Below are 26,633 nucleotides of genomic sequence, written 5' to 3' on the forward strand. Positions count from 1 at the left end.
TCTCCCTCAGCGCATTTCTTTGCGGGCGTTGTATACGTTCCACACCAGAATGGGCGTCACCAGCAGCATGATGACCATCGCGCTGGCAGACCCCACGCCCCAGTCATTCGACCGGAAGAGCTTGTCATACATGTAATTTGCCAGGACCTGCGTCTCCCACTGGCCGTTGGTCATGGCAAAGACGATGTCGAAGATCTTCAGCACCACGATGGTGATGGTCGTCCAGACAACCACGATGGTGCCCATGATCTGCGGCACCTTGATCTTGAAGAACACCTGAAACGGGTTGGCACCGTCCACAATCGCCGCCTCGACGGTTTCTTCGGGAATGCCGCGCAGGGCCGCCGACAGGATCACCATGGCAAAGCCTGTCTGAATCCAGACCAGCACGACCATCAGGAAAAAGTTGTTCCAGAACGGCGTCGTCAGCCATTGCTGCGGCTCGCCATCCATCAGCCCGACATAGATCGCGTTCAGCACGCCGATCTGTTCGGTGCCGGGGGGCCGGGCATCATAGACCAGTTTCCAGATCACGGCGGCACCGACAAAGGAAATCGCCATCGGCATGAAGATCAGCGACTTGGCAATCGCGCCCCATCTGATCCGGTCCGTCAGCTGAGCGACCAGCAGGCCCATTGCGGTCGACACCGCAGGCACCACGAGCAGCCACATCATATTGTTGCGCATCGCCTCCCAGAATTTCTGCTCGCCGAACATCTGCGCGTAGTTGTCGAAGCCGACAAATTCCGATCCGCCGCCGGGGATGCGCTGCGTTACCGACAGGCGCAGCGTCTCGACCACCGGATAGGCGAGATAGAGGCTAAGCGCGAAGACAGCAGGAAACAGAAACAGCCAGGGCCGAATGATGTTGGCGCGGTTGATATTGCGCCCTGCATTCGGGCCTTTCGGCGGATAGAGAACCTTGTCCAGAAACTGGTTCGATCCCCAGAAGTATGTGATGCACGCCCCTACACCGATGACGATGGTCAGCATGCCCTGAAGTGCCGGATGCATTAGCCTCTCCCCCGTTAAAGTATTGGAAAATGATACTTTTTCGACACCATGCCCCGATGTGCAGGGGCATGGCGAGAGCATGTAGAGAAGGTCTTACTTCAAGCCATCCCAGCTTTGCTGGATTTCGCTGGCAACTTCCTCGGCGGATTTGCCGCCGGTATAATCAACCATACCTGTCCAGAACGATCCCGCACCGACGCCGCCGGGCATCAGGTCCGATCCGTCAAAGCGGAAGGTGGTGGCATTGGTCAGGATCTCGCCCATCTGCCGCTGCGTATCATTGGCATAGATCGCCGGGTTCACGCCGGTATGCGGCGTCAGGAATCCGGACTGCGCCATCCAAACCTCATGCGCGATGGGAGTTGCCAGAAAATCGATCAGGCCTTGTGCGGCGGGGGAATCCTTGGTGATGGCGAACAGCGTGCCCGCGCCCAGCACCGGTTTGCCCAGATCCTTGCCCTCATAGGCCGGGAAGTAGAAGAAATCCGCGTCCAGACCGACCTCTGTGCCTTCCGGGAAGAAGGACGGGATAAAACTTGCCTGACGGTGCATGTAACATTGCGGCGGTGACGCAAACAAACCCTTGGGGCTGTCACGAAAATCAGTGGACGCAACCGCGCCCGCGCCGCCCGCAACATAATCGTCATTGCGCGCGAAATAACCGAATTCCTCGATCGCCTCGACGACACGTTCGTCGTTGAACGGGATTTCATTGGTTGTCCACTGGTCGTAGACCTCCGGCGTCTGCGTGCGCAGCATCATGTCCTCGACCCAATCCGTCGCGGGCCATCCCGTCGCACCGCCGGATCCCAGACCGATGCACCAAGGCGTTTCGCCATCGGCGACGATCTGATCGGTGAGCTCTTTCAACTCTTCCATGGTTTCGGGGACTTCGTAGCCGGCATCCTCGAAATTCTCGGGGCTGTACCACACCAGCGACTTCACGTCGGCCTTGTAGGGAAAGGCGTAAAGATGCGGTTCGCCATCGGCCCCCGCATAGGTGCCCAGATCGACCCAGGACTGTCCGGCGGCATAATTATCGCGCAAAGCTGCGGCGTCATCGTCGCCCAGAGGCGTCAGAAAGCCACGGCGCGCCAGATCGGAGGCCAGGCCCGGCTGCGGGAACACGGCGACATTGGGTGCGGAGCCGGCCTCTGTATCGACAACGATCTGCTGCTCGAAACTGTCCGACCCGGTATAGCGGACGTCAGCCCCGGTGGCTTCGGCGAAATAGGCAAGCACGCTTTCCACAAGCGCCTGATCGGGGCCGATCCAGGGCCCGAAAACCGTGACCTGCTCACCACTGAAATCATGGGAGTCTGCAAAGGCGTTAAAGCTGTCCCAGTTGAAATCGCCCTCGCCCGGTGTGAATTGCATATGCCCTGCGGCATGTGCGGTGCCGGCTGTCAGCGCGATCGCAGCAACGCCCGCCAGAAATCGGTTTTTCATGGTAATCCTCCCAGATTGCGTGTCTTCGCAGAGTCACATAGTTCGCATGCGCCGACGTCAAATCAAAGCGCTTTGGATGCGTTACCATTTCATACAGCATATGGTTGAGTCAATCAGAGTTTATATGATAACAAATGCACTTATGCTGCACTGCGGCTTAAGCTGGCGTCCAGGATTTGGGCTTTTATTTCGGCGGGTTTCACGTTTATGGTCCGTTTATGCAAGCGCTTTGATTGGCCAAATTATGAATCTTAAAACACTTTCGGAACATCTTGGCTTGTCCCAGACAACCGTCAGCCGCGCGCTGAACGGGTATCCGGAGGTCAGCGAAAAGACCCGCCAGCGCGTGCTGGAATCGGCGCGCAAGCTGAATTACAGCCCGAATGCCCGCGCCAAGGGGCTGGCAACCGGCAAGTCCATGGCGATCGGGCACGTCATTGCACGATCCAGCCGACATGAAATGGTCAATCCGGTGTTTGGCGATTACACCGCCGGCGCGGGCGAAAGCTATTCCGCCGCCGGATATGACATGCTGATTTCTCTGGTCGATGACGACAATGAGGAACAGTTCTACCGGGCGATCAAATCCAAAGGCAATGTTGATGGGCTGATCGTTCACGGCCCCAAGATGGAAGACACGCGCATTGATCTTCTCAGCAGTCTCGGTCTGCCCTTCCTGTCACATGGCCGCGCATCGAACGTGACCCGGAATTATGCTTGGCTTGATGTCAACAACTGCCGCGCGTTTCAGCGCGCCACGGAATTTCTGCTTGATCTGGGGCATCGGCGCATTGCGTTGCTTAACGGGCTGGAGTTTCTGGATTTCGCGCATCGCCGCCGTCAGGGCTATATCAAGGCGCTTGCCGGACGTGGCCTGGAACCCGAGCCGGCGCTGATGCGGTCGGATGAGATGACAGAGATTTACGGCTACCGCGAAACCCGCGCGATGCTTGAGGCCGACGATCCACCGACCGCAGTGCTTTGCTCGTCCATCATCTCGGCCATCGGGGTCAGGCGCGCCCTGTCGGATGCGGGGCTGACAATGGGGCGCGACGTGTCGGTGATCACTTATGACGATGACCTGTCCTATATGTCGAACGGACAGGAGGTGCCGATTTTCACGGCCACACGGTCCTCGGTCCGCGAGGCGGGACGGCTGTCTGCGCAGATGCTGCTCGACATGATCCGCAATCCCGGACTGCCGCTGCCCACCCACCTGATGGAGGCGGATCTGATCATCGGCCAGTCAACCGGCCCTGCCCCGAACCACACTTGAGGCCTCTCATATTCTCTGGCTCGCTTGGCACTCAACGGATTTGACGTCGAATATCGTCCCACTGTAAGCCCCGTGCATAGAAACCAGTAGCAGGATTGCCATGAATGACCCCCTCGCCATTGTTGCGGATATCGGCGGCACCAATACCCGCGTGGCGATGACGCGCGGGCCGCGGGTGCAGACAGACTCGATCCGCCGGTTCCGAAATGCCGATTTCTCGGGCCTGACGGAGGTTCTGCAAACCTACATCAAAGACAGGGAGGACCGGCCAAGCTGTGCCTCGGTGGCGGCCGCCGGACCTGTGCATGAAGGTGTGGCGCGCATGACCAATCTGGACTGGGTGATCGACCGGGCCGATCTGGCACAGGCGCTGGATCTGGAAACCGTGGCGGTGCTGAACGATCTTCAGGCACAGGGTCACGCGCTTCGTCATGTCGATCCGGCCAAGATGCGCCTGCTCCTGCCCGGATCAGATGAGGATGTCAGCAGCCATGCCGCCCGGCTTGTCGTCGGTGTCGGCACCGGCATGAACGCGGCACTTGTCTACCGGACAGAGACCGGCACGCTGGTGCCCCCGTCGGAATCCGGCCATATCAGCTTTCCGGTGCAGTCCGAAGAGGAGCTGCGCCTGATGCGGTTTGCCGGGCGCAAGCACGGCGTTCCGGGGGTCGAGGACGTACTGTCAGGACGCGGGATCGAACGCCTTTATGCCTGGCGCTGCGAAGAGGAGGGCGCATCGGACGCCCCTGCCCTCGCCGCCGCCGAGATCATGGCAGCCTGCGCCGCAGAAAATGATCCGCGCGCCCATGATGCGGTTGCAATGGCTGTGCGCCTGCTGGGCCGTGTTCTGGGAAACCTTGCGCTGATCCAATTGCCGTTTGGCGGCATCTATCTTGTCGGCGGCGTCGCCCGCGCCTTGGCGCAGCACGCGACGCAGATGGGTCTGGCCGAGGCATTCATGGACAAGGGCCGGTTCGGGCCGTTCATGCAGCAATTCCCGGTCTGGGTGGTCGAGGATGACTATGCCGCGTTGACCGGCTGCGCAGGGCATCTGTGCGAGTTGATCGGACAGAAGGGCTGAGCCAGACGACGTGTTTGCATTCAGGGTCCGCACTGGTATCGGTCATTGTTGCCGACGCGCACGCTGCATGTCCCTCGCGGAAGGATCGCCACCATGTCCACACAAACGCAAGCGACACCGGATCTTAACCCGGTGTTCAAAGCCGCGCTCTGGATGACCGGGGCGATCACGTCTTTCACCTCTATGGCGGTGGCCGGACGCGCGGTCAGCTTCGAGTTGGACACCTTCGAAATCATGCTCTACCGCTCGATTGCCGGGATCGTCATTGTCCTGCTGATCTCGACCATGGCGGGCACGCGACACCAGATCACCACCCGCAGCATGCATCTTCATCTGGTGCGCAATATCAGCCATTTCGCCGGTCAGAACCTGTGGTTTTACGCCATCGCGATCCTGCCGTTGGCGCAGGTCTTCGCGCTGGAATTCACCTCGCCGCTATGGGTCGTTCTGCTGTCTGCGCTGCTCCTTGGCGAGAAGCTGACAAAACCGCGCTGCATTGCCGCGCTGATAGGTTTCGTCGGCATCCTGATCGTCGCGCGCCCAAACCCGGACAGCTTTGACATCCGGCTTCTGCTTGCGACAGGCGCGGCGATCGGCTTCGCGGGCTCTGCGGTGTTCACCAAGCTGTTGACGCGCACCGAGACCATCACCTGCATCCTGTTCTGGCTGGTACTCATGCAGGCGGTCTTTGGCCTGATCTGCGCCGGGCTGGACGGGGACATTGCGGTGCCCTCTGCCGCAACCTGGCCATGGATCGCGCTGATTTCCTGCGCCGGACTGGTCGCGCATTTCTGCCTGACCAGCGCGTTGCGAATTGCACCCGCGTCGGTTGTCATGCCGTTTGACTTTCTCCGCCTGCCGTTGATCGCGATCATCGGGATGCTGTTCTACAGCGAGCCTCTGGACATTTTCGTGATCCTGGGAGCGGTGGTGATTTTCGGCGCGAATTACTACAATATCCTCAGAGAAACCCGCTCCGTTGCTGCAAAGTGACGCTACGGAGCGAAGGTTCAGGTTACGCTTGGTCAAAGATTGACCACTCAACCCAGCGACGACTACGTTTCCTCTAGGGACACTGGCCACAGGGCCATTGAGGGATGAGGACTGAAATGAGAACATATGTGCTTGGTGCGTCGGTAGCAGCGCTTTGTGCGACGGGTGCCGTCGCAGGTGGGATTGAACGGTCGTCGAACAATTACGGGCTGTTGTTCGACGACGGAAATCAGGTCGAGCTGACATTCTCGCATGTCGCGCCGAACGTGTCCGGCGACTATGTGGCGGCGGCCGGGGGCGGCAGCACCGGTGACATGGCGGGCGACTACACGTCCACCGGTGTCGCCTACAAGACCGACATCAACGACCGGTTGAGCTTCGGGCTGTTTTTCAATGAGGGTTACGGTGCAAGCTCGACCTACAGGGAAGGGTTCTACACCGGGTTGAACGCCGAATGGGATTCGAACCAGACCGCTGTGATCCTGAAATATCAGGCGACGGACCGCGTCTCTGTCTATGGCGGTGTGCGCTACATCGAAAGCAGGGCCGATATTGCAATTCCCGACCAGATGATCCGCGCTCAGACCGCCAGGGGCGCCGCAGAGGCCAGCGCCGCGGCGGCGGCGGCGGCGGCGGCATATGGTGCCTCGGATCCGCGGACAATCGGGGCGCAAAACCTTGCAGCGAGGCTGAGTGCCGTAGCTTCCTCGCCCACCAGTCTGGAATTTTCCGCCAACGCCGAGACGGATGGTGTTTTCGGATATGTGCTGGGCGCGGCCTACGAGATCCCGGACATCGCCTTGCGCGTCGGCCTTACGTGGCAGAATGCCGTCACGCATGAGTTCGACACGACAGAGACATCCCTTGGCTATGGTGTGGTCGGCGTGGAATCCACGACCGAGATTGAATTGCCGCAGTCCCTGGCACTGGATTTCCAGACCGGCGTCGCCAAGGACACCTTGGTCTTTGGCCAGATCAAGTGGACCGAATGGTCGAAATGGGAAGTCCGGACCCAGGAATATGACAGGGTGACCGGGGGCGATGCGATTACCGGTATCGACGATGACGTCATCACCTGGCAGTTGGGCGTTGGTCGGCGCTTCTCGGACGCGTTCTCGGGCTTTGCGCGCGTGACCTACGAAAAATCGAACGGCGGCATCGCGTCGCGGCTGGCACCCACGGACGGGCGGATCAGCCTTGGTCTGGGCGGCACCTACACGGATGGCATCATGACGATCCGCGGCGGTGTCGAATTTGCCAAGCTGGGGGATGCGGAAGACGCGTCCGGCACCAAGTTCGAAGACAACACGTTTATGGGTCTTGGCGCTGCGATGACCTTCGCATTCTGATCGCGGCCCACGCTGAACGACACATGACCGCCCGGCCCTCGTGCCGGGCGGTTTGCGTTTCAGGTCTGCCATTTCACCCGAGACTCCGATTGAGTGCCATAGCGCAAGAAACGGGTCGCGCGCTTGCGCAGGCCATGACATCGTCGCGCCATGAGCATGCAACAAAAATCCGTCTCCTCGCGCGCCTGGGCCGAGCTTTCGCTGCTCGCGCTGCTGTGGGGCGGGTCGTTCCTGTCGATCCGTATCGCCCTGGACGAAATCGGCCCGCTGACCGCCGTCCTGCACCGGACCGGCTGGGCGATGATCCTGCTGTGGGGCGTGGTCAGGCTGCGCCGCCTGCCCGTTCCGCGCGCGGTCTCCACCTGGGGGGCCTTTCTGGTGATGGGGTGCCTCAACAACGTGATCCCCTTTGGCCTGATGGCCTGGGGACAGTTGCATATCTCGTCCGGGCTGACGTCGATCTTCAACGCCACCACGGCGATTTTCGGGGTGCTCGTCGCCGCGATCTTCTTTGCCGATGAACGGCTCAGCCCGCGCAAGCTGGCGGGCGTCGCGCTGGGCTTTGCAGGTGTCGTGACCGCCATCGGGATAGAGAACCTGTCGCAGCTCAACCTGCGCTCGCTGGCGCAACTGGCGGTTCTGGGCGGCACGCTGTTCTATGCGCTTGGCGGCGTCTGGGCCCGCAAATATCTGGGCGGGCTGCATCCGGTTGTGGCCGCCGCTGGTATGCTGACCGGATCGACCCTGGTGATGATCCCCCTGGTGCTGCATTTCGAGGGCGTGCCCACGCTGGCGCTGGAGCTTGGCACCTGGCTTGCCATTGGCTATTTCGCGGTGGCCGCGACGGCATTTGCCTATCTGCTCTATTACCGCGTGCTGGCCATGGCGGGCAGCGGCAATCTGATGCTGGTCACGCTGATGATCCCGCCGGTGGCGATCACACTCGGCACCCTGCTGCGCGACGAGACGCTTGCACCGCAGGCCTATGCGGGCTTTGGCCTGTTGGCGCTGGGGCTGGTGGTGCTGGACGGGCGACTTCTGCCGGGACGCAGTCGAAAGCGCAGAAGCGTTTGACGCCGCGCGGCACTCTGGCTACCAACATCCGGACCGGCCAGAGGACAGATGCCAGATGATCTACGAGACCGCCCAGGACTGGCACCGCGCCGCCAATAAACGTGTCGTTCTGTTCGCCATGTCGGGTCTGGGCAAAACCCATGTGTCCAACATCCTGCGCGAGTCGGGCAGCTGGTTCCACTACTCCATAGATTACCGCATCGGCACGCGGTACATGGGCGAGTATATCGCCGACAACGCCAAGCGCGAGGCGATGAAGGTGCCGTTCCTGCGCGAATTGCTGATGACGGATTCGATCTATATCGGGTCCAACATCACGTTCGATAACCTGGCACCCGTCTCCACCTACCTTGGCAAACCGGGCAACCCCGACAAGGGCGGGATGGAAATGGCCGAATACGAACGTCGTCAGGGACAGTTCCGCCGCGCCGAAATGGCCGCCCTGACGGATACCGGGTATTTCATCGACCGTGCGCAGGATCTTTATGGCTATCCGCATTTCATCTGCGACACCGGCGGGTCAATCTGTGAATGGGTAGACCCCGAGGACCCGCAAGATGCGCTGCTATGCGACCTGTCCCGCCAGTCGCTGATGGTCTGGATACGCGGGTCCGAGGCCCACACCGAGGAACTGATCCGACGCTTCGACAAAGCGCCAAAGCCGATGGCCTATCAGCCCGAATTCCTGCATCGGGTATGGGCGCAATATCTGAGTGAAAACAACATTCAGGAAAGCGACGTTGATCCGAATTCCTTCATCCGCTGGACCTATTCGCAGGCGTTGGCGCACCGCCAGCCGCGCTATGAAGGTATCGCCAAAAACTGGGGCGTGACGGTTGAAGCCAGCGATATGGCCACGGTGCGCGACGAGGCCGATTTCACCGAGGTGATCGCAAACGCGCTTGACCAAAAGCCGTGATCAGCGACTTGATATGGCTGGCACCGACAATGCTGTACGCGCTCGCTGACGAACGACACTGACCGGACCGGTTGCCAGCCTTGCAGCCCGATGCGGATCGCCTTATCTGTCAACGGCCTGAAAAAAAGAGCTGCATTATGCCCATCAAACTGCCCGCCGACCTGCCCGCCTATGACGTTCTCTCGAAAGAGGGCGTCATGGTCATGTCGGAAGATCAGGCGTCGCGGCAGGACATCCGCCCATTGCGGATCGGGCTGTTGAACCTGATGCCGAAGAAGATCCAGACCGAAAATCAATTTGCCCGGCTGATCGGCGCGACGCCCTTGCAGATCGAACTGTCGCTGATCCGGATGACCGAACACGAAGCCCGCAACACCGCCGCCGAACATATGGAGAGCTTTTATCGCCCCTTCGCCGAGGTCGCGGATTCTGACGAGCGGTTCGACGGCCTGGTGATCACCGGTGCCCCGATAGAGCATCTGGCCTTCGACGATGTCACCTATTGGGACGAGTTGCGGCAGGTGATGAACTGGACGCAAAGCCATGTGCATTCGACCTTCGGCGTCTGCTGGGGCGCGATGGCGATGATGTATCACTTTCACGGCGTTCAGAAACACATGCTCGATCAAAAGGCTTTTGGTTGTGTGCGGCACCGCAACTGTGCGCCTGCCTCGCCCTACCTGCGCGGATTTTCGGACGATATGGTCATGCCCGTCAGCCGCTGGACAGAGATGAAGCGAGAAGAGATCGAGGCCGCAGGCGGTTTGGATATCCTGATCGACAGCGCCGAGACCGGCCCCTGTCTGGTCGAGGACAAGGCGCATCGCGCGCTCTATATCTTCAACCATCTGGAATATGACAGCGGCACACTGAAAGAAGAGTATGACCGCGACGTTGCGTCCGGAACGCCGATCAATGTGCCCGCCAACTATTACCCCGGCGACGACCCCTCGAAGCCGCCGCAAAACCGCTGGCGCAGTCACGCGCACCTGCTTTACGGAAACTGGATCAACGAGATCTACCAGACGACGCCGTTTGACCTGCACGGGCTAGGCGAGCCATCGCATTGATACGCTGGCTGATCCTCGCAGCGGTCATCCTGTTGGCCGTTGCGCTGGTGCAATGGCGCGCCCGAACAGCCGAGGCGCAGGCCGTTCAGAGCTTCCCGCCAGAAGGGCAGTTTCTGGAGGTGGACGGCACCCGTGTACACGCGCTGGTCAAAGGCGCTGGCCCGGATCTGGTGCTGATCCACGGAGCCAGCGGCAATATGCGTGACTTCACCTTTCATTTGGTCGACCGGCTGGCGGATCGCTACCGGGTGATCGTTTTTGACCGGCCCGGACTGGGATATACGGACCGTCTGGGCCGTGAGGACCGCAGCATCGCGGGACAGGCCACGCTTTTGCAGAAGGCCGCTTCGCAGCTTGGGGCAGCAAAGCCCATCGTGGTCGGTCAGTCCTATGGCGGGGCCGTGGCGCTGGCCTGGGCGACGGAGCATCCGGACAAGCTGTCGGCGCTGGTCACATTGGCTGCGGCGTCTCACCCTTGGCCGACCGGCCTGCCGTTTTTCTACAAGGTCACGTCAAACCCGTTGGGGCAGGCGCTGGTCGTGCCCCTGCTCACCGCCTTCGTCCCCGAAAGCTATGTGCAATCCGCCATCACAGGTGTGTTTGATCCGGAAGACGCGCCTCAAGGATACGCCGAACATATCGGCGCTCCGCTGACGCTGCGGCGCGAGTCGCTGCGCGCCAATGCCGATCAGCGCGCCAGCCTGAAAGAAGAATTGCGGGCACAAGTGCCCCACTATCCGCAAATCGCTGTGCCGACGGAAATCCTGCATGGCGATGCCGACACGACTGTTTACCTCAAAATCCACTCTGTACCTCTGGCAGAGGCGGTTCCGGACGCAAATCTGACAGTGTTGCCCGACGCCGGACATATGCCGCAGCACACCCGCGAGGATGATGTCGTGGCGGCAATAAACCGGGCCGCGACGCGTGCCGGATTGCACTGACCCTTCCGCATGGCCATATTGAAGCAAAACCCGGAGGTTACCGATGCAGTTGCCCTTTGACGGTGCGATCAGCGCTTTCTACAAAGATGACGCGCCCACCGCGATCCGCAATGCCATCGCCCGAGCCGAAAAGGGTGACGTTCTCAACCCGACCTATCCGCATTCCGAACGGATGCCGCGCAAAGCCTATCAAAGGGACATGGATGCGCTTCAGATCGAACTGGTCAAGATGCAGTCCTGGGCCAAATCCAGCGGCGCACGCATCGTGATCGTGTTCGAGGGACGTGACGCCTCTGGCAAGGGCGGCACCATCAAGCGCTTCCGCGAAAACCTCAATCCGCGTGGCGCGCGTCAGGTCGCGCTGTCCAAACCCACAGAAACCGAGGCGACGCAGTGGTATTTCCAGCGCTATATCGACCACCTGCCGGCGGGCGGCGAGATCGTGTTCTTCGACCGGAGTTGGTATAATCGAGGTGTCGTCGAAAAGGTTTTCGGCTTTTGCACCGACGCACAGCGCGAACATTTCTTCACGCAAGTGCCGGAATTTGAAAGGATGCTCGTGGACGAGGGCATCCAGCTTTTCAAGCTTTGGCTTAATGTCGGACGGGCCGAGCAACTGCGCCGCTTTCTCGCGCGTGAGCAAGACCCCCTGAAACACTGGAAGCTCAGCCGGATAGACGTCGAAGGCCTGCACAAATGGGACGCCTATTCCGAAGCGATCGGCGAGACCCTCGCGCGCAGTCACACCGAAGAAGCTCCCTGGACCATCGTCCGCTCTGACGACAAGCGCCGCGCCCGGCTTGCGGCGATCCGGCATGTGCTGCACGGCATCGACTACGCGGGCAAGGATCACAAGGCGCTTGGCAAAATTGACGGGCAGATCTGCGGGGGGCCGGACACCTGGGATGGCTAAACGCGGCTATCACCACGGCAATCTGCGCCAGGCCCTGATCGAGGCGGCACTTGAACTGATCGAGGTCAAGGGTCCGATGGGCTTTACCCTGTCGGAAGCTGCCAAGCAGGCAGGCGTCACGCCGGCCGCTGTTTACCGCCACTTCGAGGGGCGCGAGGATCTGATCGCCGAAGGCGCCCGGCAAGGCTATGAGATTTTCGCCGACGTCATGCAATTCGCCTATGACACGGGCCAACCTTCGGCGCTGGCGGCGTTCGAGGCCACGGGCCGCGCCTATCTGGCCTTTGCACGGAAATATCCCGGCCATTATATCGCGATGTTCGAAAGCGGCATATCGGTCAATCGCTCGCCGGAACTGGCAGCGATCGCGACCCGCGCACGCGGCGTGCTGGAACAAGCCGCAACTGACCTCAGCCAGCACATCCCCCCGGAAAAGCGCCCCCCCGCCGCCATGTTCTCAGCCCATATCTGGGCGATGAGTCATGGCGTCGTGGAGCTTTTTGCAAGGAACTCGCCCGGAACACAAAGCCCTTTCCCCCCCGAAGACCTGCTGGAATCGGGCATCGGCGTCTATTTGCGCGGGTTGGGATTGATCCGTCCGGACGAGTAAGCCGCGCTGCTACCGATTGACCGCTGTCGCAAGTGCTTGTTCAAGCTGGGTCAACAGTTTGGCATTGTCGAACTTCTCGAGTGCAACTGCTCGCGCATAAGCTGCCATCTCACGGCGTTTTTCTTCGGGCAGCTTCACCGCGTCGCGGATCGCGTTGGTAAATGCGACCTCATCCAACTCATCGACAAGAAACCCCGAGCGTCCCTCTTCCACAGCCTCGGGAATACCCGCATGCCGCGTCGAAACAGTGATGCAGCCTGCGGACATGGCTTCCTGAATGGCCGTCGGCAGGCCCTCGGTATTGCCGTTATTTGCCGTGACCGAATGCTGTATGTAGAATTCCGTCCGCTCCAGATGCTGCCGCACGTCTTCATGCGGCAAGGCACCCGGCAGGCTGACTTTGTGCGCAATTCCCAGTTCACTCACCAACGAACGGGCACTCTCCAGCAAATCGCCATCGCCGATCATCGTCAGATGCGCATCGTCCAGATTCTGAGTCGCCTCCGCGAAAGCACGGATCGTCAACAGAGGCGCTTTCTTCTCGACAAAACGTCCCACACCCAGGCAGCTTAGCGGCGTCTTGTCCCCGGGCACGAAGCGCCGCACATCCACGCCCGACGGGATGACAACAGCGTTCGGATGCCGGATGTCGCGCCGCGCCAGATTGTCGAGCAGGAATTGCGATACCGCGAAGATTCCCTCAAGGCGCGGCATCATGCGTTGATAGGCGCGCTGCACATGGTCGTGGCGAATGCGCGAAGAGGCGTCACTACCGCGAAAGTAACAAAACACCGGGATGCCCAACTTGTTGGCGATTGGCGCTATGGCAACGCCCTGCGGCCCGAATTCCGCAAGGATTACATCAGGGGCCTGTTCGCGCAGAAATTTGCGTACCGCGCGGTCGGCGGCACCATGCGGCATTCGGCTGGACCCGTGGCGCAGGTGGTTTGTCAGTCTTTGAAAAGGTTTCGTGACGCCGGATACCGGCACTGAATGCCAGCCCATAAACCGATCATCTGTATCACGCAGATCATTCAGACTGTCCGAGATGACGCAGGTATCGCCGCCAAAGAGTTTCTCGATATGTCTGTTTACAAATGTCTGACCCGGTGAAAAGTAAGTGCCGACCACGATACAGGCTTTCATTATCGCTCTTTCTCTTTTTGCCGCTCGACCAGTCAATAGAACTCGTCCACGACGTCCAGCAACTGGCTTGCAATCATTTTAGGCTTCACTGCGTTCGACATGGCACTCATTCGTTCACGCGCCTTGCGCCAATTGTCACCACCGAAATCGTCGTATGCGCGCTCGAAAGCCGTTTCAACACCTTCTGACTCGTCGTAGAAATACGGATAATCCGCGCCCAAGAAATGTTCTGCGTCTTCTACGTTTCTGGGCAACAGGATGTTCGCTCCGATATGTGCAGCGGTAAATCCTTTGAGGAACGGTTTTGCTGTTTGTTCCAATCCCGACTGGAAAAGCCTCGCTGCGAAATGCAGATTGTATTCCGGCAAGTGCCGGAGCACGGCTCGAAACTCATTCTGATCGCGCGCATTGAGAACCTCGATTTCCGATCGCAGCGTCTCAGGAATTTGAGTATTGAGGGGATCACCCAAATAGAGCGGCGCAAAATGCTCCTGCTGCGCTTGCGGAAGATTATGCAGACGAATATCCGCCGCATGCAGAACGAGGCGCGCCTTGGACGCAACCTCGGGTCCCATCGCGCGAAATCGTTGAAGCTGTGCGTAAGAGCAGCAAATGTGTCGATCCGCGAGCTCAAGTCGCAGCTTTTGCGGTTCTTCATCAACATGGTCGAACAAGATTCCGCGGGCACGCAAACCAAGGATGCGGGCCGCTACCGTCGTCAACGACCTTACCGATGTTTTGGCAAAGAAATATACCGCATCCCGCGGCATCGAAAGCGCCCACCGCTCTTGTGCTGCAAACCCTTCGCTCTTCCTCTCGGGCATAACGACAAGCCGAGCGCTTATGCGATCACCAAACGTTGCATTCAGAATTTCATTCATCTGCACGCAGCGCATAAATGTGCTACCGACGTGGATTTTGCGCTCAGTATAAACGAAATATATGGTTTGCAGGGACAACGTCGACTATCCTAAAGAACCGCGCATGCCGATTGCCGGCACGCGCGGTACATAGTGTAAGCAGATTAGACGTAATCGCCAGCTTAACGCTTGGAGAACTGGAAGCTCTTACGCGCTTTGGCCTTACCGTATTTCTTACGCTCGACGACACGGCTGTCGCGGGTCAGGAAGCCTGCCGCTTTCAGCGCGCCGCGCAAGCTGGGATCATAAAGTTGCAGCGCCTTGGACACGCCGTGCTTGACCGCACCGGCCTGACCGGACAGACCGCCGCCCTTGACGGTGGCCATCACGTCGAATTGATCTTCCGTGCCCGACACGGTGAAGGGCTGCTTGAGGATCATCTGAAGCACGGGACGCGCGAAGTAATCGTTGATCGGCTTGCCGTTGACGACGACCTTGCCGGAGCCCGGCTTGATCCAGACACGGGCAACCGCATCCTTCCGCTTGCCTGTGGCATACGCACGGCCAAGCGAGTCGCGAACCGGCTCACGCGGGGTTTCGACCTCGGCGACCGGCTCGATGCCGGCGACCGTGTTCAGGTCTTCGAGAGTGTTGATCTGGTCAGCCATTATTTTGCCACCCGAGTGTTTTTGGAGTTCATGTTCTTCACGTCCAGCACTTCGGGCTGCTGCGCCTCATGCGGGTGCTCTGCCCCGGCATAAACGCGCAGGTTGGTCATCACCTGACGCGACAGACGGTTGCCCGGCAGCATGCGCTTGACCGCGGCGGTCACGACACGCTCTGGGTACTTGCCTTCCAGGATCTGACCGGCAGTGCGGTGCTTGATGCCGCCCGGATGACCTGTATGCCAGTAGTATTTCTTGTCAGCGCGCTTGTTGCCGGTCATCTGCACCTTATCGGCGTTGATGATGATGACATTGTCGCCCATGTCCATGTTCGGCGTGAAGCTTGCCTTGTGCTTGCCGCGCAGGCGCGTGGCCACGATCGAGGCAAGACGACCCAGAATCACGCCTTCGGCGTCGATCAGGATCCATTTCTTGTCGATGTCTGCCGGAGTAGCAGAAAAGGTTTTCATGACGGGATTGCCCTTTGGTTTGGTTGGAACACCGGTAACAGGTCGGTATCCGAATTCGATTGCCGGGTTATATACGGCACGGAATGCAGGTCAAGCGCCAGTTTTACTGATTTATATAATGAAAACAAACTACTACAAAATAGGTATCATTATACCCCAATTTTGCGGACCGGATTCCACCCCGCCTCGGGCGATTGCATCGTGAACGCGTCTTTAGAACGTCTGGCGCGGCGAAGCTGGCAGGAATGGTAATGCCTTGCCGCCATGCACACAGACGACCCGCCCTGGATCTATGCCGATAACGTGGGCCAGAATATTCTCAGCTCCGACGGTTCATTCCACGACAAATGGCACGAAGTTACCCCACCGGGACAGGCGGGATCGAATAGGTCAGACTGGCTCGGGCGACGGGCGCTTCATGGCCTTCAGAGTGAATCAGCACATCGCCCACGGCCAATACGCGACCCAACTTCAGCAAACGGCACTCGGCGATCAGATCAACGCCCGCGGCAGGCTTGCGCATGAAGTCGATGGAACAGTTCGTCGTCACCGCCAAGGCCTGCGGTCCGATCATCGCAAGGACGGCAAGATAGACGGCCACATCCGCCAGCGCGAACATTGACGGGCCGGAAACTGTGCCACCCGGCCGCAGATGACGGTCACTGACGATCAGCCGCATGGTGATGCCCATCGGGCGGACATCCTCGACCGCGAAATCCCCGACGACCTGCGGGAACACCTCTGCCATGAACTCGGTCAGGTCTTCTGTGGTCATTTTCAACTGCATTCTCTTCCCTCTCAGACGCTCGCCGCCTAGGGTTGGCCCGTCAGCAGCAGGAGGACAAGATGGGAATTCTCGAACGGCACGATACAAACGCTGTCAGACGGCTGCATATGAACGCGCCGGAACGGCTGAATGCGCTGTCAGACGAGATGCTGGCGGCCCTCAAGGCGGAATTCGAGACGCTGCAAGATGACACAACGATTCGCGCGGTGATCCTGTCGGGCGAGGGCAAGGCGTTTTGCGCGGGCCACGATCTGAAACAGATGACGGCCGGTCGGCAGGCAGAGTATGGCGGCCGCGCCTATTTCAAGGATCTGTTCGACCGTTGCACAGAGGTGATGCTGGCGATCCGTGCCCTGCCCCAGCCCGTCATCGCACAGGTCCATGGCATAGCCACGGCAGCGGGCTGCCAGCTTGTGGCGTCCTGCGATATGGCGGTGGCGGCGACGGGCACCCGCTTTGGGGTGAACGGGGTCAATATCGGCCTGTTCTGTTCAACCCCGATGGTGGCGCTGTCACGCAATATCCCCCGCAAACAGGCGTTTGAGATGTTGACCACCGGCAGCTTCATCGACGCGCAGCGCGCGCTGGAACTCGGGCTGGTCAATCGCGTCGTTGCACCCGATGCCGTGGCGGCAGAGGCCGAGGCGCTTGCACAGACCGTTGCCGACAAGCTGGGCACCGCCGTCAGGATCGGCAAACGCGCCTTTTACGACCAGATCGAAATGACGGCGGCCGACGCTTATGCGCATACCGGTCAGGTCATGGTGGAAAACATGCTGCACAGCGATACGGCCGAGGGCATCAGCGCGTTTCTTGAAAAGCGGCCCCCCGAATGGGAACAGTGATGGCCGCCCCGTGACAATCCCGGTGCGGCGCATTACATGCAGCGTATGACACAGGAATTGCACATCGTCGGCGGCGGAATGGCCGGATCCGAGGCCGCCTGGCAGGCAGCACAAGCCGGGGTGCGCGTGGTGATCCACGAAATGCGCCCCAAGGTAGAAACCTTTGCCCACAAGACCGGCAATCTGGGCGAGATGGTGTGTTCCAACTCCTTCCGGTCGGATGATGACGAACAGAACGCCGTGGGCCTGCTGCATTGGGAGATGCGTCAGGCAAACGGGCTGATCATGGCCACGGCCGACCGCCACCGCCTGCCCGCAGGTGGCGCGCTGGCCGTGGATCGCGATCCTTTCGCCGAAACCATCACGGCGGCGCTGATGGCGCATCCCAATGTGTCCGTCTCCTACGAAGAGATCACAGCCCTGCCCGACGATGGCAACTGGATCATCGCGACCGGTCCGCTGACCTCTTCCGCGCTTGGTGCCGCCATACAGGCCGAAACAGGTGCGGAGGCGCTGGCGTTTTTCGATGCCATCGCCCCGATCATCCACGCTGAAAGCATCGACATGTCAAAGGCGTGGATGCAGTCGCGCTATGACAAGGGCGAGACAGAGGAAGAACGTACGGCCTACCTGAATTGCCCGATGGACCACGATCAGTACGAAGCGTTCATCGACGCGCTTCTTGCGGCGGAGAAGACCGAATTTCACGAGGGCGAAACTGCCGGATATTTCGACGGTTGCCTGCCGATTGAGGTGATGGCCGAACGCGGCCGCGAAACGCTGCGCTTTGGCCCGATGAAACCCGTTGGCCTGACCAACCCCCATCAGCCGGATGTCAAAGCTTACGCAGTGGTTCAACTTCGTAGGGATAACGCACTGGGAACATTGTATAACATTGTCGGATTTCAAACCAAGATGAAATACGGTGCACAGACCGAAGTCCTGCGGATGATCCCCGGCCTGGAGGAAGCCCGCTTTGCGCGTCTGGGCGGCATCCATCGCAACACATTCCTGAACTCGCCCACTTTGCTGGATGCGCAGATGCGCCTGCGCTCGCGTCCGAACATCCGCTTTGCCGGTCAGATCACAGGGGTGGAGGGCTATGTGGAATCCTCGGCCATGGGGCTGCTTGCAGGACGTCTGGCGGCGGCGGAAATCAATGGCGCGCCGATGCCTGATCTGCCGCAGGACACAGCCCATGGCGCGCTGGTCCATCACATCACTGGCGGTGCAGAGGCCAAGACCTTCCAGCCGATGAACGTGAATTTCGGCCTGTTCCACCCACTAGAAGGCATGAAGGGCGGCCGCCGTGGCCGCAAGGACCGCTACAAGGCCTATACCGACCGCGCGAAATCCGCATGGTCCGACTGGCTGTCAGCCCAAGCGCCTGTCCCGGCCTGACCCCCATGTTCATCACCCGGTTTGCCCCGTCGCCCACCGGACCATTGCATCTGGGTCACGCCTATTCGGCGCTTCTGGCGCATGACATGGCGCGCAAGGCGGGTGGAAAATTCCTGCTGCGCATCGACGATCTGGACCACACCCGCGCGCGACCGGAATGGGAGTCGCAAATCTACGATGACCTGCGCTGGCTCAGTCTGGACTGGCCCACGCCGTGCCGACGCGAATCGGACTGTTTTGCAGAATACGATGCCGCGTTGGACCGGCTTTGGGATCTGGGCGTGCTTTACCCCTGCACATGCACCCGGCGCGACATCGCAGAGGCGCTCGGTGCGCCGCAGGAAGGCGTTGTGCCACACGGCCCCGATGGCCCCGTCTATCCCGGAACGTGCCGACAGCCGATATGGGAAGACGCACGATGGGCGGACGGTACATTTCCGCGCCCGAAAGACGTGCATTTGCGCTTGCACATGAGCAAGGCGCTGAGCGTTCTGGACCGCGCCGAACACGCCGTCACTGGCACCGGGATCTCGCAACCGATCTCTTTCGACGAAACCGGCACTGGCCCGTCCGGACAGCACGGGCATATCGGCGTCCCGTCAGATCATCTTGCCCATGCCATCGGCGACATCGTTGTCGCCCGCAAGGATTTCGGCGCATCCTATCATCTTGCGGTCGTGGTGGATGATGCCGCACAGAGCATAAGCCATGTCGTGCGCGGGCAGGATCTGTTCGAGGCAACAAAGATCCATATCGTGCTGCAAGATCTTCTTGGATTGCCCCGCCCCACCTACCACCATCACCGGCTGATCCGCGATGACGCGGGTAAACGGCTGGCCAAGCGCGACAACGCCCGCGCCATCGCCGCGTTCCGCGAGGCTGGCGCGACGCCACAGGACATTCGCAATCGCGTCGGTCTGCCCGCCGTGGGCTAGGCCGCGCTTTCCGGTGCCATCAGCTCTACCTCTTCACCATCCCGCACGCCCGTGTAGAAACAGCTTCGGCGGTTGGTGTGGCAGGCCGGGCCGGTCTGGTTGACGACAACCAGCAAACAATCCCGGTCGCAATCCACACGCAGATCGACAAGTTCCTGCACATGGCCGGAACTTTCGCCCTTGACCCAGAAGGACTGGCGCGAGCGCGACCAATAGGTCACCCGGCCTGTCTCTAGGGTCCGCGCCACCGACTCGGCATTCATCCACGCCATCATCAGCACCTCGCCGGTGCCGTCTTGCTGGGCAATCGCGGGGATCAGGCCGCGGTCGTCATAGACCAAGGTCGCAGGATCGAATGTCATCGGTAAAAACCTTTTTGCATTGGCGCGTTTGACGCCTATTTATGAGGTTGCGGAACGAAGGAAAACCCATGCCCGGTGAAAGCGACCTGATAAAGCTCTATTCCACGCGCATTCTTGCGCTGGCTGCGGATATTCCGCGCCTTGGCAGGCTGGACGCGCCGGAGGCCAGCGTCAAGCGGCGCTCACCGCTTTGCGGGTCAACCGTGACCGTCGATCTGTGCATGAAGGACGGCAAGGTGTCGGACTATGCACAGGACGTGAAGGCCTGCGCACTGGGCCAGGCCTCTGCCTCGGTCGTGGGCGGTGCCATCGTCGGTGCCACCCGCGCCCAGATCGAGGCCGCGAGGGATTCGCTGAAAACCATGCTGAAAGAGGACGGGCCCGCACCCGCCGCGCCGTTTGACGGTTTGGAGGTTCTGCGCCCGGCCCGCGATTACAAGAACCGGCACGCCTCGATCCTGCTGACGCTGGAAGCCGCGTCCGAGGCCGCGGAAAAGGCCGAGCGGTCAGACTGCGCCTGACGCATAGCACTTCCGCGAAGCCCCTTGCGCGATAGAAAGAAAATCAGGACTTTTGCCACCGCAAGAAAAAGCCGCCGCACTTCCAAAAGAAGGCGGCGGCAAGTCGCGCTGTCTTGTGTCATTTCCGGACCGTCCGGATGAGGCGGGGACCTCAGGGGGGGACGGAACAGGCAGTGTCGGTCACAGGACGCATCTAAGTTGGGACAGGATGCGGGACGGTCCGGCACAAGGGCGCAGGCAGAAACTCAGACAAGACCGGGCAGATGCAAGGCAGCCACCAACATGACGACAAGGGCGACGGCACCAACAGCATCCTGCACCAGCGTCGCGTCAGAAGATCGGATCGTGGATTTGACTTGCTTGATCATCTCTAACCCTCGTCGTTAATATCTTGTTGCTACTTTGTTCTCATAAAATTAACCGCCAGTAAAGAACTTTTTAAGAACATTTGAGAACATTACGGGATTTCGAAGAGATCGCCGGGGCGACACAAGTCTGTTCAGCCGACCGAAAGCAGCCGGATCGCCTCGTCCTGGCGCATCAACCACAATAATACGCGTGCCGCTTTACCGCGATCGCTTTGCAAGGTCGGGTCGTCTGCCAACAGCTTGCGCGCGTCCGACTGGGCAACGGCCATCAACGCCGCCTGCGCTTCCATGTCTGCGATCTGAAACCGTGGCAGACCGGATTGCGCCGTACCGATCAGATCGCCCGCGCCGCGCATCTCCAGATCCACCTCGGACAGACGAAACCCATCCTCGGTTTCGCGCAGGGTGGTCAGACGCTTCTCGCCGGTCTCACTCAGCGGCGGCTGATACATCAGCAGACAGGTCGAGGCCTTGTCGCCACGCCCCACCCTGCCCCGCAACTGGTGCAACTGCGCCAACCCGAAGGATTCGGCGCGCTCGATCACCATGATCGTCGCATTCGGCACGTTCACGCCCACCTCGATCACTGTCGTCGCGACAAGCACGGATGTTTCGCCACGCTGAAACCGGGCCATCGCGGCGTCCTTCTCCGCCGGTGGCATCTGCCCGTGCACCAAGCCGACAATGCCTTCGCCCAAGGCCGCCCGTAGATGCGCAAAACGGTCCTCGGCAGAGGACAGATCGGAAACCTCGCTTTCCTCGACCAGTGGGCAAACCCAATAGGCTTGCCTGCCATCGCCGATGGCGCGGCGCAGGTGATCAATCACCTCACTCATCCGTTGGGTCGAGATCATCGCCGTCCGGATCGGCAGCCTGCCGGGTGGCTTTTCGTCCAGCACGGACACGTCCATATCGCCATATTGCGTCAGCGCCAGACTGCGCGGAATCGGCGTCGCGGTCATCACCAGCACATCGACAGCCGCCCCCTTGCGGCCAAGTTCCAGCCGCTGGCGCACGCCGAACCGGTGCTGCTCATCCACGATCGCCAGCCGCAGATCGCGAAACGCAACATCCGCCTGAAACACCGCATGTGTGCCGACAAGGATCTGAATATCTCCGTCGGCGAGCGCTTCCAGCTTTGCGCGCCGTTCCGCGCCCTTGTCGCGCCCGGTCAGCAGTTCCAGAACCACGCCTGCCTGTTCCGCGAGCGGTTGCAGCCCCTCCAGATGCTGCCGGGCGAGGATTTCGGTGGGCGCCATCATCACGCCCTGCCCGCCAGCCTCGACCGCGATCAGAAGCGCCATGAACGCCACAAGCGTCTTGCCAGAGCCGACATCCCCCTGAAGCAGCCTGTTCATGCGTTCGGGCCGCGCCAGATCGGCCTCGATCTCGGAAACCGCGCGGGTCTGCGCGCCTGTGGGGGCGTAAGGCAACTGTTGCCGCACCCTGTTTCGCAGACGCGCATCGCCGCGCGTCGCGACCCCCTTGCCGCGTTTGCGGTTCATCCGGGCCAGCGCCAACGTCAACTGATGCGCCATGAATTCGTCATAGGCCAGTCGTTCGCGTGCAGGCGCATTTGCCGCCAGATCGGCGAGGCCCTCCGGCGCATGCGCAGCCCCAATCGCGGCCTTCCAGTCAGGCCAGTTCTTCGCCGCCTTCTGCGACCCGTCGATCCACTCGCCCAGATCCGGCAGCCGGGTCATCGCATCGGCCACGGCGCGGACCATCAGCTTTTGGGTCACTCCGGCCGTCAGCGGATAGACCGGCTCAAACGCCGGGATTTGATGGCCCGCATCGGGTGAAACCATGTGGTCGGGATGCACCATCTGCGCGATCCCGTCGAAAAACTCGACCCTTCCCGACAGCAGCATCCGCGCGCCAACGGGTAATGCGCGCAGCAGATAATCACCCCGCGCATGAAAGAAGACGAGTTGAAAGCTGGTCTTCGCATCCTGAACATCGACGCGGTATGCCCCCTTGCCACGCGGCGGCCGGTGCTGACCGATCGTCACTTCGACGGTGATAACGCGGGGCAAATCCGCGCCCTGCACCGTTTCGCGCAAGGCCCGATCAATGCCCGAATACGGCAAGGTGAAAAGCAGATCGCGCGGACATTCGATGCCAAGCTGGCCCAGATGGGCCGCCGTTTTCGGGCCGACGCCGTCCAGCCCCTGAACATCCGCAAACAGCGGAAACAGGACCTCGGGCCGACCGCTCATATCTGCCCGATGAGGGTCAGCCAAGCCTCCTCATCCATCACGGTCACGCCCAGCTCTTGCGCCTTCGTGGCCTTGGACCCGGCACCGGGACCGGCAACCAGAATATCTGTCTTGCCTGAAACAGAACCGGACACCTTGGCACCCATCGCTTCGGCGCGCACCTTGGCCTCGGCCCGTGTCATGCGTTCCAATGTGCCGGTAAAGACCACGATCTTGCCAGCGACGGGACTGCCTTCGGTGTCGGGGCGGGATGCCTCTTGGACCGTCAGATGCGCCACCAACCGATCAATCGAGGCGCGCTCTGCCTCTTGCTTCATCGTGGTGACGACGGATTCCGCGAGCACGTTTCCGACGCCGTCGATCCCGGTCAGTTCCGCCCAAGCGCCGCCTTCAAGCGAGGCAGCCTCGCCCATCGCGGCCTCGAATGCCTCCCAACTGCCGTAATGCGTCGCAAGAAGGTTCGATGCCCCCTCGCCCACATGCCGAATACCGAGCGCGAAAATCAGTTTGCGCAACGGGATCGTCCGGCGGTTTTCGATGGCGGAAAACAGGTTGGCGGCAGACTTTTCGCCCCATCCCTCCCGGTTTTTTAGCTGTTGCAGGCCAGAGCCATAGCGCGCCTCCAGCTCAAAAATGTCGGCGGGCTCCTTGATCCATCCGTCGTGGTAGAACTGCTCGACCTGCCTGGCGCCCAAACCTTCGATGTCAAATGCACCACGACTGACGAAATGTTTCAATTTCTCAACGGCTTGCGCAGGGCATATAATCCCGCCAGAGCAGCGGCGCACCGCATCGCCTTCTTCGCGAATCGCCTCTGACCCGCAGCGCGGGCAGGTGGTCGGAAACGCGAAAGGCGCGGAATTATCCGGGCGTTTTTCTAGATCCACATCTGCAATCTTGGGGATCACATCGCCGGCGCGGTAGACCTGCACCCAATCACCGATGCGGATGTCCTTGCCGTCGCGGATCTCGGCACCGGTGCTGTCGCGTCCCGCGATGTAATCTTCGTTATGCAGCGTCGCGTTGGACACCACGACACCGCCGACCGTGACCGGGGTCAGCCGGGCCACGGGTGAAAGCGCGCCTGTGCGGCCGACCTGAATGTCGATGGCTTCGAGGCGGGTCCAGGCGAGTTCGGCCGGGAATTTATGGGCAATGGCCCAACGGGGCGTGGTGCTGCGAAAGCCCAGGCGTTCTTGCAGCGCCAGATCGTTCACCTTGTAGACCACGCCGTCAATGTCGTAACCCAGCGTCGCGCGCCGGGCTTCAATCTCGTGGTATTGCGCCAGCATCTCGTCCGGCCCGTCGCAGAGCCGCGTCAACGGATTTGTTTGGAACCCGAACCCTTCCAGACGCTCGATCGAGGCCATCTGGGTATCGCCCAGCGGTTCGGAAAGCATGCCCCAGGCATAGGCAAAAAACCGCAATGGCCGTTGGCGCGTGATGTTCGGATCAAGTTGCCGCAGCGAACCTGCCGCGGCATTGCGGGGGTTCGCAAACAGCTTTTGTCCGGTATCCGACTGGCGGGCGTTGAGCGCTTCGAAATCATCATGGCTCATGTAGACTTCGCCGCGCACCTCCAGCACGTCAGGGGCGTTTTTGATCTGTTCGGGAAGGTCGTCGATGGTCTTCGCATTGGCGGTGACATTTTCGCCGATGCGTCCATCGCCACGCGTCGCGGCCTGGATCAGCCTGCCCTGTTCGTAGCGCAGCGACAGCGACAGCCCGTCGATCTTGGGCTCTGCCGTGTAGGGCAGCGCGTCAATGTCACTCAGGCCGAGGTAGCGCCTGATCCGGACGTCAAACTCTGTGACGTCTTCATTATCGAAGGCATTCCCGAGTGAGAGCATCGGCACGGCATGGGTGACTTTGGAAAACTTGTCCGCCGGCGCGGCACCGACCTGCTCACTGGGACTGTCCGCGCGCTTGAGACCGGGAAACCGCGTCTCGATCTCGGCATTGCGGTGTTTCAGCTTGTCATATTCCGCGTCGGAAATCTCCGGCGCGTCGTCGGTATGATAGGCGGTGTTGGCCACCGCAATCAGTGCCGCAAGCCTTTTCAGTTCTGCTTTCGCCTGATCTTCCGTCAGGTCTTTGACCGCAATCTTGTCCGTCACGCGTCCCCACTCTCTCTGCGGATGCCCAACTGGGCGTCAGGTCACAGTGATAGGGTTCGCGCGACGACAGGTCCAGAGCTTGTCAGGCCCCGACAGCCAACCGCGCGGGCGCAAGCGCGGGTTCTGGATCGCGCAGCACATACCCACGGCCCCAGACGGTTTCGATATAGTTTTCTTCGCCGGTCGCCTCTGACAGTTTCTTGCGAAGTTTGCAGATAAACACGTCGATGATCTTGAGTTCCGGCTCGTCCATGCCGCCATATAGATGATTGAGAAACATCTCTTTGGTCAGGGTGGTGCCCTTGCGCAGACTAAGCAGCTCCAGCATCTGATACTCTTTGCCGGTCAGGTGGACCGTTTTATTATCGACTTCGACAGTTTTCGCGTCAAGGTTGACTGCAATCTTGCCTGTGTGGATGACCGATTGCGAATGTCCCTTGGACCGGCGGATGATCGCGTGAATACGCGCAATCAGCTCTTCGCGGTGGAATGGCTTGGTCAGATAATCATCGGCCCCAAACCCGAATCCCTTGATCTTGCTTTCGGTGTCATCCGCGCCTGACAGGATCAGGATCGGCGTCTCTATCCGTGCCAGTCGAAGCTGGCGCAAAACCTCATGCCCGTTGAGATCGGGCAGGTTGAGATCCAGCAGAATCAGATCGTAGTCATACAGTTTGGCCAGATCTATGCCTTCTTCACCAAGATCGGTGGCGTAGACGTTGAGATTGGCATGGGTAAGCATCATTTCAATGCTCTTGGACGTCGCGGGATCGTCTTCCACCAGCAGAACGCGCATTATTGTTTTCTCCGTTTACAGACCCTTCACACCCGAACGTCCGTGAAATTAGTTAACTGTGCGTTACTATAGACGCGATTTAGCGACACGCAACTCATGGTTGTCGAAATCGCTGCACCGCTGTGGCTTTCAGGGCCTCCTCGCCATGCTCGGCGAGCGCGCGCACCCATTCGTGCAATTCATCGTCGCTCAACGCATAGCGCGACTTGGCAGCGTCCTGGGTCAATAGCCCGTAAGCTACGGCCCTGACAACGGCAAGTTTACGCGACGCCACCCAGCGACGCGTCTCGGGCGGGGGCAGATCCGCATGTGTCATCACCCGCCCGTCCGGCAACGTAACCGTGCGCGGACCCTCAACCTTTTTCAAAAACATCACCTTACCCTTCTCATTACAGGGTAAAATTGCCGCGACGGCTCTTAAGGAGATATGAAACCGCCCCTTGAGAGTA

The 26,633-nt window shown here is 60.3% G+C and carries 27 protein-coding genes; 14 read left to right on the forward strand and 13 right to left on the reverse strand.

Going from position 1 to position 26,633, the window contains the following annotated elements; translation table 11 throughout:
* Positions 1–6 precede the first annotated feature (6 nt).
* Both B8991_RS02265 and B8991_RS02270 read right to left on the reverse strand, forming a co-directional pair.
* Positions 7–1,014 carry a carbohydrate ABC transporter permease gene (locus B8991_RS02265; RefSeq protein WP_084350159.1) on the reverse strand — a complete coding sequence of 336 codons (1,008 nt, stop codon included), beginning with the start codon at positions 1,012–1,014 and terminating at the stop codon, positions 7–9.
* Between the two features lie 93 nt (positions 1,015–1,107).
* Positions 1,108–2,463 carry an ABC transporter substrate-binding protein gene (locus B8991_RS02270; protein WP_084350160.1) on the reverse strand — a complete coding sequence of 452 codons (1,356 nt, stop codon included), beginning with the start codon at positions 2,461–2,463 and terminating at the stop codon, positions 1,108–1,110.
* Positions 2,464–2,707: 244 nt separating this feature from the next.
* Here B8991_RS02270 and B8991_RS02275 point away from each other — a divergent pair, with 244 nt between their 5' ends.
* The 10 genes from B8991_RS02275 to B8991_RS02320 all read left to right on the forward strand — a co-directional run bounded on the left by B8991_RS02275 (position 2,708) and on the right by B8991_RS02320 (position 12,692).
* Positions 2,708–3,739: a LacI family DNA-binding transcriptional regulator gene (locus tag B8991_RS02275; protein ID WP_084350161.1), complete on the forward strand. Its 1,032-nt coding sequence runs from the start codon at positions 2,708–2,710 to the stop codon at positions 3,737–3,739.
* A gap of 100 nt (positions 3,740–3,839) precedes the next feature.
* Entirely contained in the window at positions 3,840–4,820 is a 981-nt protein-coding gene (locus B8991_RS02280; RefSeq protein WP_084350162.1) for a glucokinase, read from the forward strand.
* Between the two features lie 93 nt (positions 4,821–4,913).
* Positions 4,914–5,813 (forward strand): DMT family transporter, encoded by a 900-nt coding sequence (locus B8991_RS02285; protein ID WP_084350163.1) that lies wholly within the window; start codon positions 4,914–4,916, stop codon positions 5,811–5,813.
* 116 nt (positions 5,814–5,929) lie between these two features.
* Entirely contained in the window at positions 5,930–7,162 is a 1,233-nt protein-coding gene (locus B8991_RS02290) for an OmpP1/FadL family transporter (protein WP_179141409.1), read from the forward strand.
* Positions 7,163–7,312: 150 nt separating this feature from the next.
* Positions 7,313–8,236, forward strand: coding sequence for a DMT family transporter (locus tag B8991_RS02295; protein ID WP_084350165.1), 924 nt, complete (start codon positions 7,313–7,315; stop codon positions 8,234–8,236).
* A gap of 55 nt (positions 8,237–8,291) precedes the next feature.
* Positions 8,292–9,155, forward strand: coding sequence for an ATPase (locus B8991_RS02300; RefSeq protein WP_084350166.1), 864 nt, complete (start codon positions 8,292–8,294; stop codon positions 9,153–9,155).
* A gap of 137 nt (positions 9,156–9,292) precedes the next feature.
* Positions 9,293–10,225, forward strand: a complete 933-nt coding sequence (metA, locus tag B8991_RS02305) for a homoserine O-acetyltransferase MetA (protein WP_084350167.1) — start codon at positions 9,293–9,295, stop codon at positions 10,223–10,225.
* Positions 10,222–11,169: an alpha/beta fold hydrolase gene (locus B8991_RS02310; protein ID WP_084350168.1), complete on the forward strand. Its 948-nt coding sequence runs from the start codon at positions 10,222–10,224 to the stop codon at positions 11,167–11,169. The genes metA and B8991_RS02310 overlap by 4 nt, the downstream gene beginning before the upstream one ends.
* 43 nt (positions 11,170–11,212) lie before the next feature.
* Positions 11,213–12,082 (forward strand): polyphosphate kinase 2, encoded by an 870-nt coding sequence (ppk2, locus tag B8991_RS02315; protein WP_084350169.1) that lies wholly within the window; start codon positions 11,213–11,215, stop codon positions 12,080–12,082.
* Positions 12,075–12,692 (forward strand): TetR/AcrR family transcriptional regulator, encoded by a 618-nt coding sequence (locus B8991_RS02320; protein WP_084350170.1) that lies wholly within the window; start codon positions 12,075–12,077, stop codon positions 12,690–12,692. The genes ppk2 and B8991_RS02320 overlap by 8 nt, the downstream gene beginning before the upstream one ends.
* 9 nt (positions 12,693–12,701) lie before the next feature.
* On the opposite strand, the gene B8991_RS02325 is transcribed toward B8991_RS02320, so the two are convergent.
* The 5 genes from B8991_RS02325 to B8991_RS02345 all read right to left on the reverse strand — a co-directional run bounded on the left by B8991_RS02325 (position 12,702) and on the right by B8991_RS02345 (position 16,620).
* Positions 12,702–13,838, reverse strand: coding sequence for a glycosyltransferase (locus B8991_RS02325; RefSeq protein WP_084350171.1), 1,137 nt, complete (start codon positions 13,836–13,838; stop codon positions 12,702–12,704).
* Between the two features lie 32 nt (positions 13,839–13,870).
* Complete coding sequence (locus B8991_RS02330; RefSeq protein WP_143514462.1) at positions 13,871–14,797, reverse strand: hypothetical protein; 927 nt, start codon at positions 14,795–14,797, stop codon at positions 13,871–13,873.
* A gap of 83 nt (positions 14,798–14,880) precedes the next feature.
* The gene (gene rpsI / locus B8991_RS02335; RefSeq protein ID WP_084350173.1) at positions 14,881–15,366 is read right to left on the reverse strand and encodes a 30S ribosomal protein S9; all 486 of its coding nucleotides are present in this window, start codon (positions 15,364–15,366) and stop codon (positions 14,881–14,883) included.
* A complete protein-coding gene (gene rplM, locus B8991_RS02340; RefSeq protein WP_084350174.1) occupies positions 15,366–15,833 on the reverse strand; it encodes a 50S ribosomal protein L13 in 468 nt (155 codons plus the stop codon). Before rplM ends, rpsI begins: the two co-directional genes overlap by 1 nt.
* A 358-nt stretch (positions 15,834–16,191) precedes the next feature.
* On the reverse strand, positions 16,192–16,620 hold the full coding sequence (locus B8991_RS02345; RefSeq protein ID WP_084350175.1) for a PaaI family thioesterase: 429 nt from the start codon (positions 16,618–16,620) through the stop codon (positions 16,192–16,194).
* Positions 16,621–16,652: 32 nt separating this feature from the next.
* On the opposite strand from B8991_RS02345, the gene B8991_RS02350 reads away from it, so the two are divergent.
* From B8991_RS02350 to gluQRS, 3 genes are read left to right on the forward strand one after another with little or no spacing between them, the layout of a single operon-like run.
* Positions 16,653–17,465 carry an enoyl-CoA hydratase gene (locus B8991_RS02350; protein ID WP_268876725.1) on the forward strand — a complete coding sequence of 271 codons (813 nt, stop codon included), beginning with the start codon at positions 16,653–16,655 and terminating at the stop codon, positions 17,463–17,465.
* Positions 17,466–17,510: 45 nt separating this feature from the next.
* On the forward strand, positions 17,511–18,866 hold the full coding sequence (gene trmFO / locus B8991_RS02355; protein WP_084350177.1) for a methylenetetrahydrofolate--tRNA-(uracil(54)-C(5))-methyltransferase (FADH(2)-oxidizing) TrmFO: 1,356 nt from the start codon (positions 17,511–17,513) through the stop codon (positions 18,864–18,866).
* The gene (gluQRS, locus tag B8991_RS02360) at positions 18,824–19,801 is read left to right on the forward strand and encodes a tRNA glutamyl-Q(34) synthetase GluQRS (RefSeq protein ID WP_235866512.1); all 978 of its coding nucleotides are present in this window, start codon (positions 18,824–18,826) and stop codon (positions 19,799–19,801) included. Before trmFO ends, gluQRS begins: the two co-directional genes overlap by 43 nt.
* Here the strand turns inward: gluQRS and hisI are convergent.
* Entirely contained in the window at positions 19,798–20,163 is a 366-nt protein-coding gene (gene hisI, locus B8991_RS02365; protein ID WP_084350178.1) for a phosphoribosyl-AMP cyclohydrolase, read from the reverse strand. The two genes, gluQRS and hisI, sit on opposite strands and share 4 nt — an antisense overlap.
* A 68-nt stretch (positions 20,164–20,231) precedes the next feature.
* Here hisI and B8991_RS02370 point away from each other — a divergent pair, with 68 nt between their 5' ends.
* Positions 20,232–20,684 carry an iron-sulfur cluster assembly scaffold protein gene (locus B8991_RS02370; RefSeq protein ID WP_084350179.1) on the forward strand — a complete coding sequence of 151 codons (453 nt, stop codon included), beginning with the start codon at positions 20,232–20,234 and terminating at the stop codon, positions 20,682–20,684.
* Between the two features lie 245 nt (positions 20,685–20,929).
* Here B8991_RS02370 and B8991_RS22130 read toward each other — a convergent pair whose 3' ends face one another.
* The 5 genes from B8991_RS22130 to sciP all read right to left on the reverse strand — a co-directional run bounded on the left by B8991_RS22130 (position 20,930) and on the right by sciP (position 26,557).
* Positions 20,930–21,052: a hypothetical protein gene (locus B8991_RS22130; RefSeq protein WP_268876726.1), complete on the reverse strand. Its 123-nt coding sequence runs from the start codon at positions 21,050–21,052 to the stop codon at positions 20,930–20,932.
* Between the two features lie 131 nt (positions 21,053–21,183).
* Complete coding sequence (recG, locus tag B8991_RS02375) at positions 21,184–23,271, reverse strand: ATP-dependent DNA helicase RecG (protein WP_084350180.1); 2,088 nt, start codon at positions 23,269–23,271, stop codon at positions 21,184–21,186.
* The gene (ligA, locus tag B8991_RS02380; protein ID WP_084350181.1) at positions 23,268–25,388 is read right to left on the reverse strand and encodes an NAD-dependent DNA ligase LigA; all 2,121 of its coding nucleotides are present in this window, start codon (positions 25,386–25,388) and stop codon (positions 23,268–23,270) included. Before ligA ends, recG begins: the two co-directional genes overlap by 4 nt.
* Before the next feature lie 82 nt (positions 25,389–25,470).
* Positions 25,471–26,184: a response regulator transcription factor CtrA gene (gene ctrA / locus B8991_RS02385; protein WP_084350182.1), complete on the reverse strand. Its 714-nt coding sequence runs from the start codon at positions 26,182–26,184 to the stop codon at positions 25,471–25,473.
* 94 nt (positions 26,185–26,278) lie between these two features.
* Entirely contained in the window at positions 26,279–26,557 is a 279-nt protein-coding gene (gene sciP / locus B8991_RS02390) for a CtrA inhibitor SciP (protein WP_084350183.1), read from the reverse strand.
* Positions 26,558–26,633 lie beyond the last annotated feature (76 nt).

Source organism: Primorskyibacter flagellatus, from assembly GCF_900176485.1.
GTDB classification, from domain to species: domain Bacteria; phylum Pseudomonadota; class Alphaproteobacteria; order Rhodobacterales; family Rhodobacteraceae; genus Primorskyibacter; species Primorskyibacter flagellatus.

Excerpts from the sequence above, each read along its gene's own strand:
- gluQRS (WP_235866512.1), top strand. The coding sequence starts at position 18,824 with ATGGTCCGACTGGCTGTCAGCCCAAGCGCCTGTCCCGGCCTGACCCCC.
- B8991_RS02295 (WP_084350165.1), top strand. The coding sequence starts at position 7,313 with ATGAGCATGCAACAAAAATCCGTCTCCTCGCGCGCCTGGGCCGAGCTT.
- rplM (WP_084350174.1), bottom strand. The coding sequence starts at position 15,833 with ATGAAAACCTTTTCTGCTACTCCGGCAGACATCGACAAGAAATGGATC.
- B8991_RS02345 (WP_084350175.1), bottom strand. The coding sequence starts at position 16,620 with ATGCAGTTGAAAATGACCACAGAAGACCTGACCGAGTTCATGGCAGAG.
- sciP (WP_084350183.1), bottom strand. The coding sequence starts at position 26,557 with ATGTTTTTGAAAAAGGTTGAGGGTCCGCGCACGGTTACGTTGCCGGAC.
- B8991_RS22130 (WP_268876726.1), bottom strand. The coding sequence starts at position 21,052 with ATGATCAAGCAAGTCAAATCCACGATCCGATCTTCTGACGCGACGCTG.
- B8991_RS02290 (WP_179141409.1), top strand. The coding sequence starts at position 5,930 with ATGAGAACATATGTGCTTGGTGCGTCGGTAGCAGCGCTTTGTGCGACG.
- B8991_RS02285 (WP_084350163.1), top strand. The coding sequence starts at position 4,914 with ATGTCCACACAAACGCAAGCGACACCGGATCTTAACCCGGTGTTCAAA.
- hisI (WP_084350178.1), bottom strand. The coding sequence starts at position 20,163 with ATGACATTCGATCCTGCGACCTTGGTCTATGACGACCGCGGCCTGATC.
- B8991_RS02320 (WP_084350170.1), top strand. The coding sequence starts at position 12,075 with ATGGCTAAACGCGGCTATCACCACGGCAATCTGCGCCAGGCCCTGATC.
- B8991_RS02275 (WP_084350161.1), top strand. The coding sequence starts at position 2,708 with ATGAATCTTAAAACACTTTCGGAACATCTTGGCTTGTCCCAGACAACC.
- ppk2 (WP_084350169.1), top strand. The coding sequence starts at position 11,213 with ATGCAGTTGCCCTTTGACGGTGCGATCAGCGCTTTCTACAAAGATGAC.
- B8991_RS02325 (WP_084350171.1), bottom strand. The coding sequence starts at position 13,838 with ATGAAAGCCTGTATCGTGGTCGGCACTTACTTTTCACCGGGTCAGACA.
- B8991_RS02370 (WP_084350179.1), top strand. The coding sequence starts at position 20,232 with ATGCCCGGTGAAAGCGACCTGATAAAGCTCTATTCCACGCGCATTCTT.
- trmFO (WP_084350177.1), top strand. The coding sequence starts at position 17,511 with ATGACACAGGAATTGCACATCGTCGGCGGCGGAATGGCCGGATCCGAG.
- recG (WP_084350180.1), bottom strand. The coding sequence starts at position 23,271 with ATGAGCGGTCGGCCCGAGGTCCTGTTTCCGCTGTTTGCGGATGTTCAG.
- B8991_RS02270 (WP_084350160.1), bottom strand. The coding sequence starts at position 2,463 with ATGAAAAACCGATTTCTGGCGGGCGTTGCTGCGATCGCGCTGACAGCC.
- B8991_RS02265 (WP_084350159.1), bottom strand. The coding sequence starts at position 1,014 with ATGCATCCGGCACTTCAGGGCATGCTGACCATCGTCATCGGTGTAGGG.
- metA (WP_084350167.1), top strand. The coding sequence starts at position 9,293 with ATGCCCATCAAACTGCCCGCCGACCTGCCCGCCTATGACGTTCTCTCG.
- B8991_RS02280 (WP_084350162.1), top strand. The coding sequence starts at position 3,840 with ATGAATGACCCCCTCGCCATTGTTGCGGATATCGGCGGCACCAATACC.
- ctrA (WP_084350182.1), bottom strand. The coding sequence starts at position 26,184 with ATGCGCGTTCTGCTGGTGGAAGACGATCCCGCGACGTCCAAGAGCATT.
- rpsI (WP_084350173.1), bottom strand. The coding sequence starts at position 15,366 with ATGGCTGACCAGATCAACACTCTCGAAGACCTGAACACGGTCGCCGGC.
- B8991_RS02300 (WP_084350166.1), top strand. The coding sequence starts at position 8,292 with ATGATCTACGAGACCGCCCAGGACTGGCACCGCGCCGCCAATAAACGT.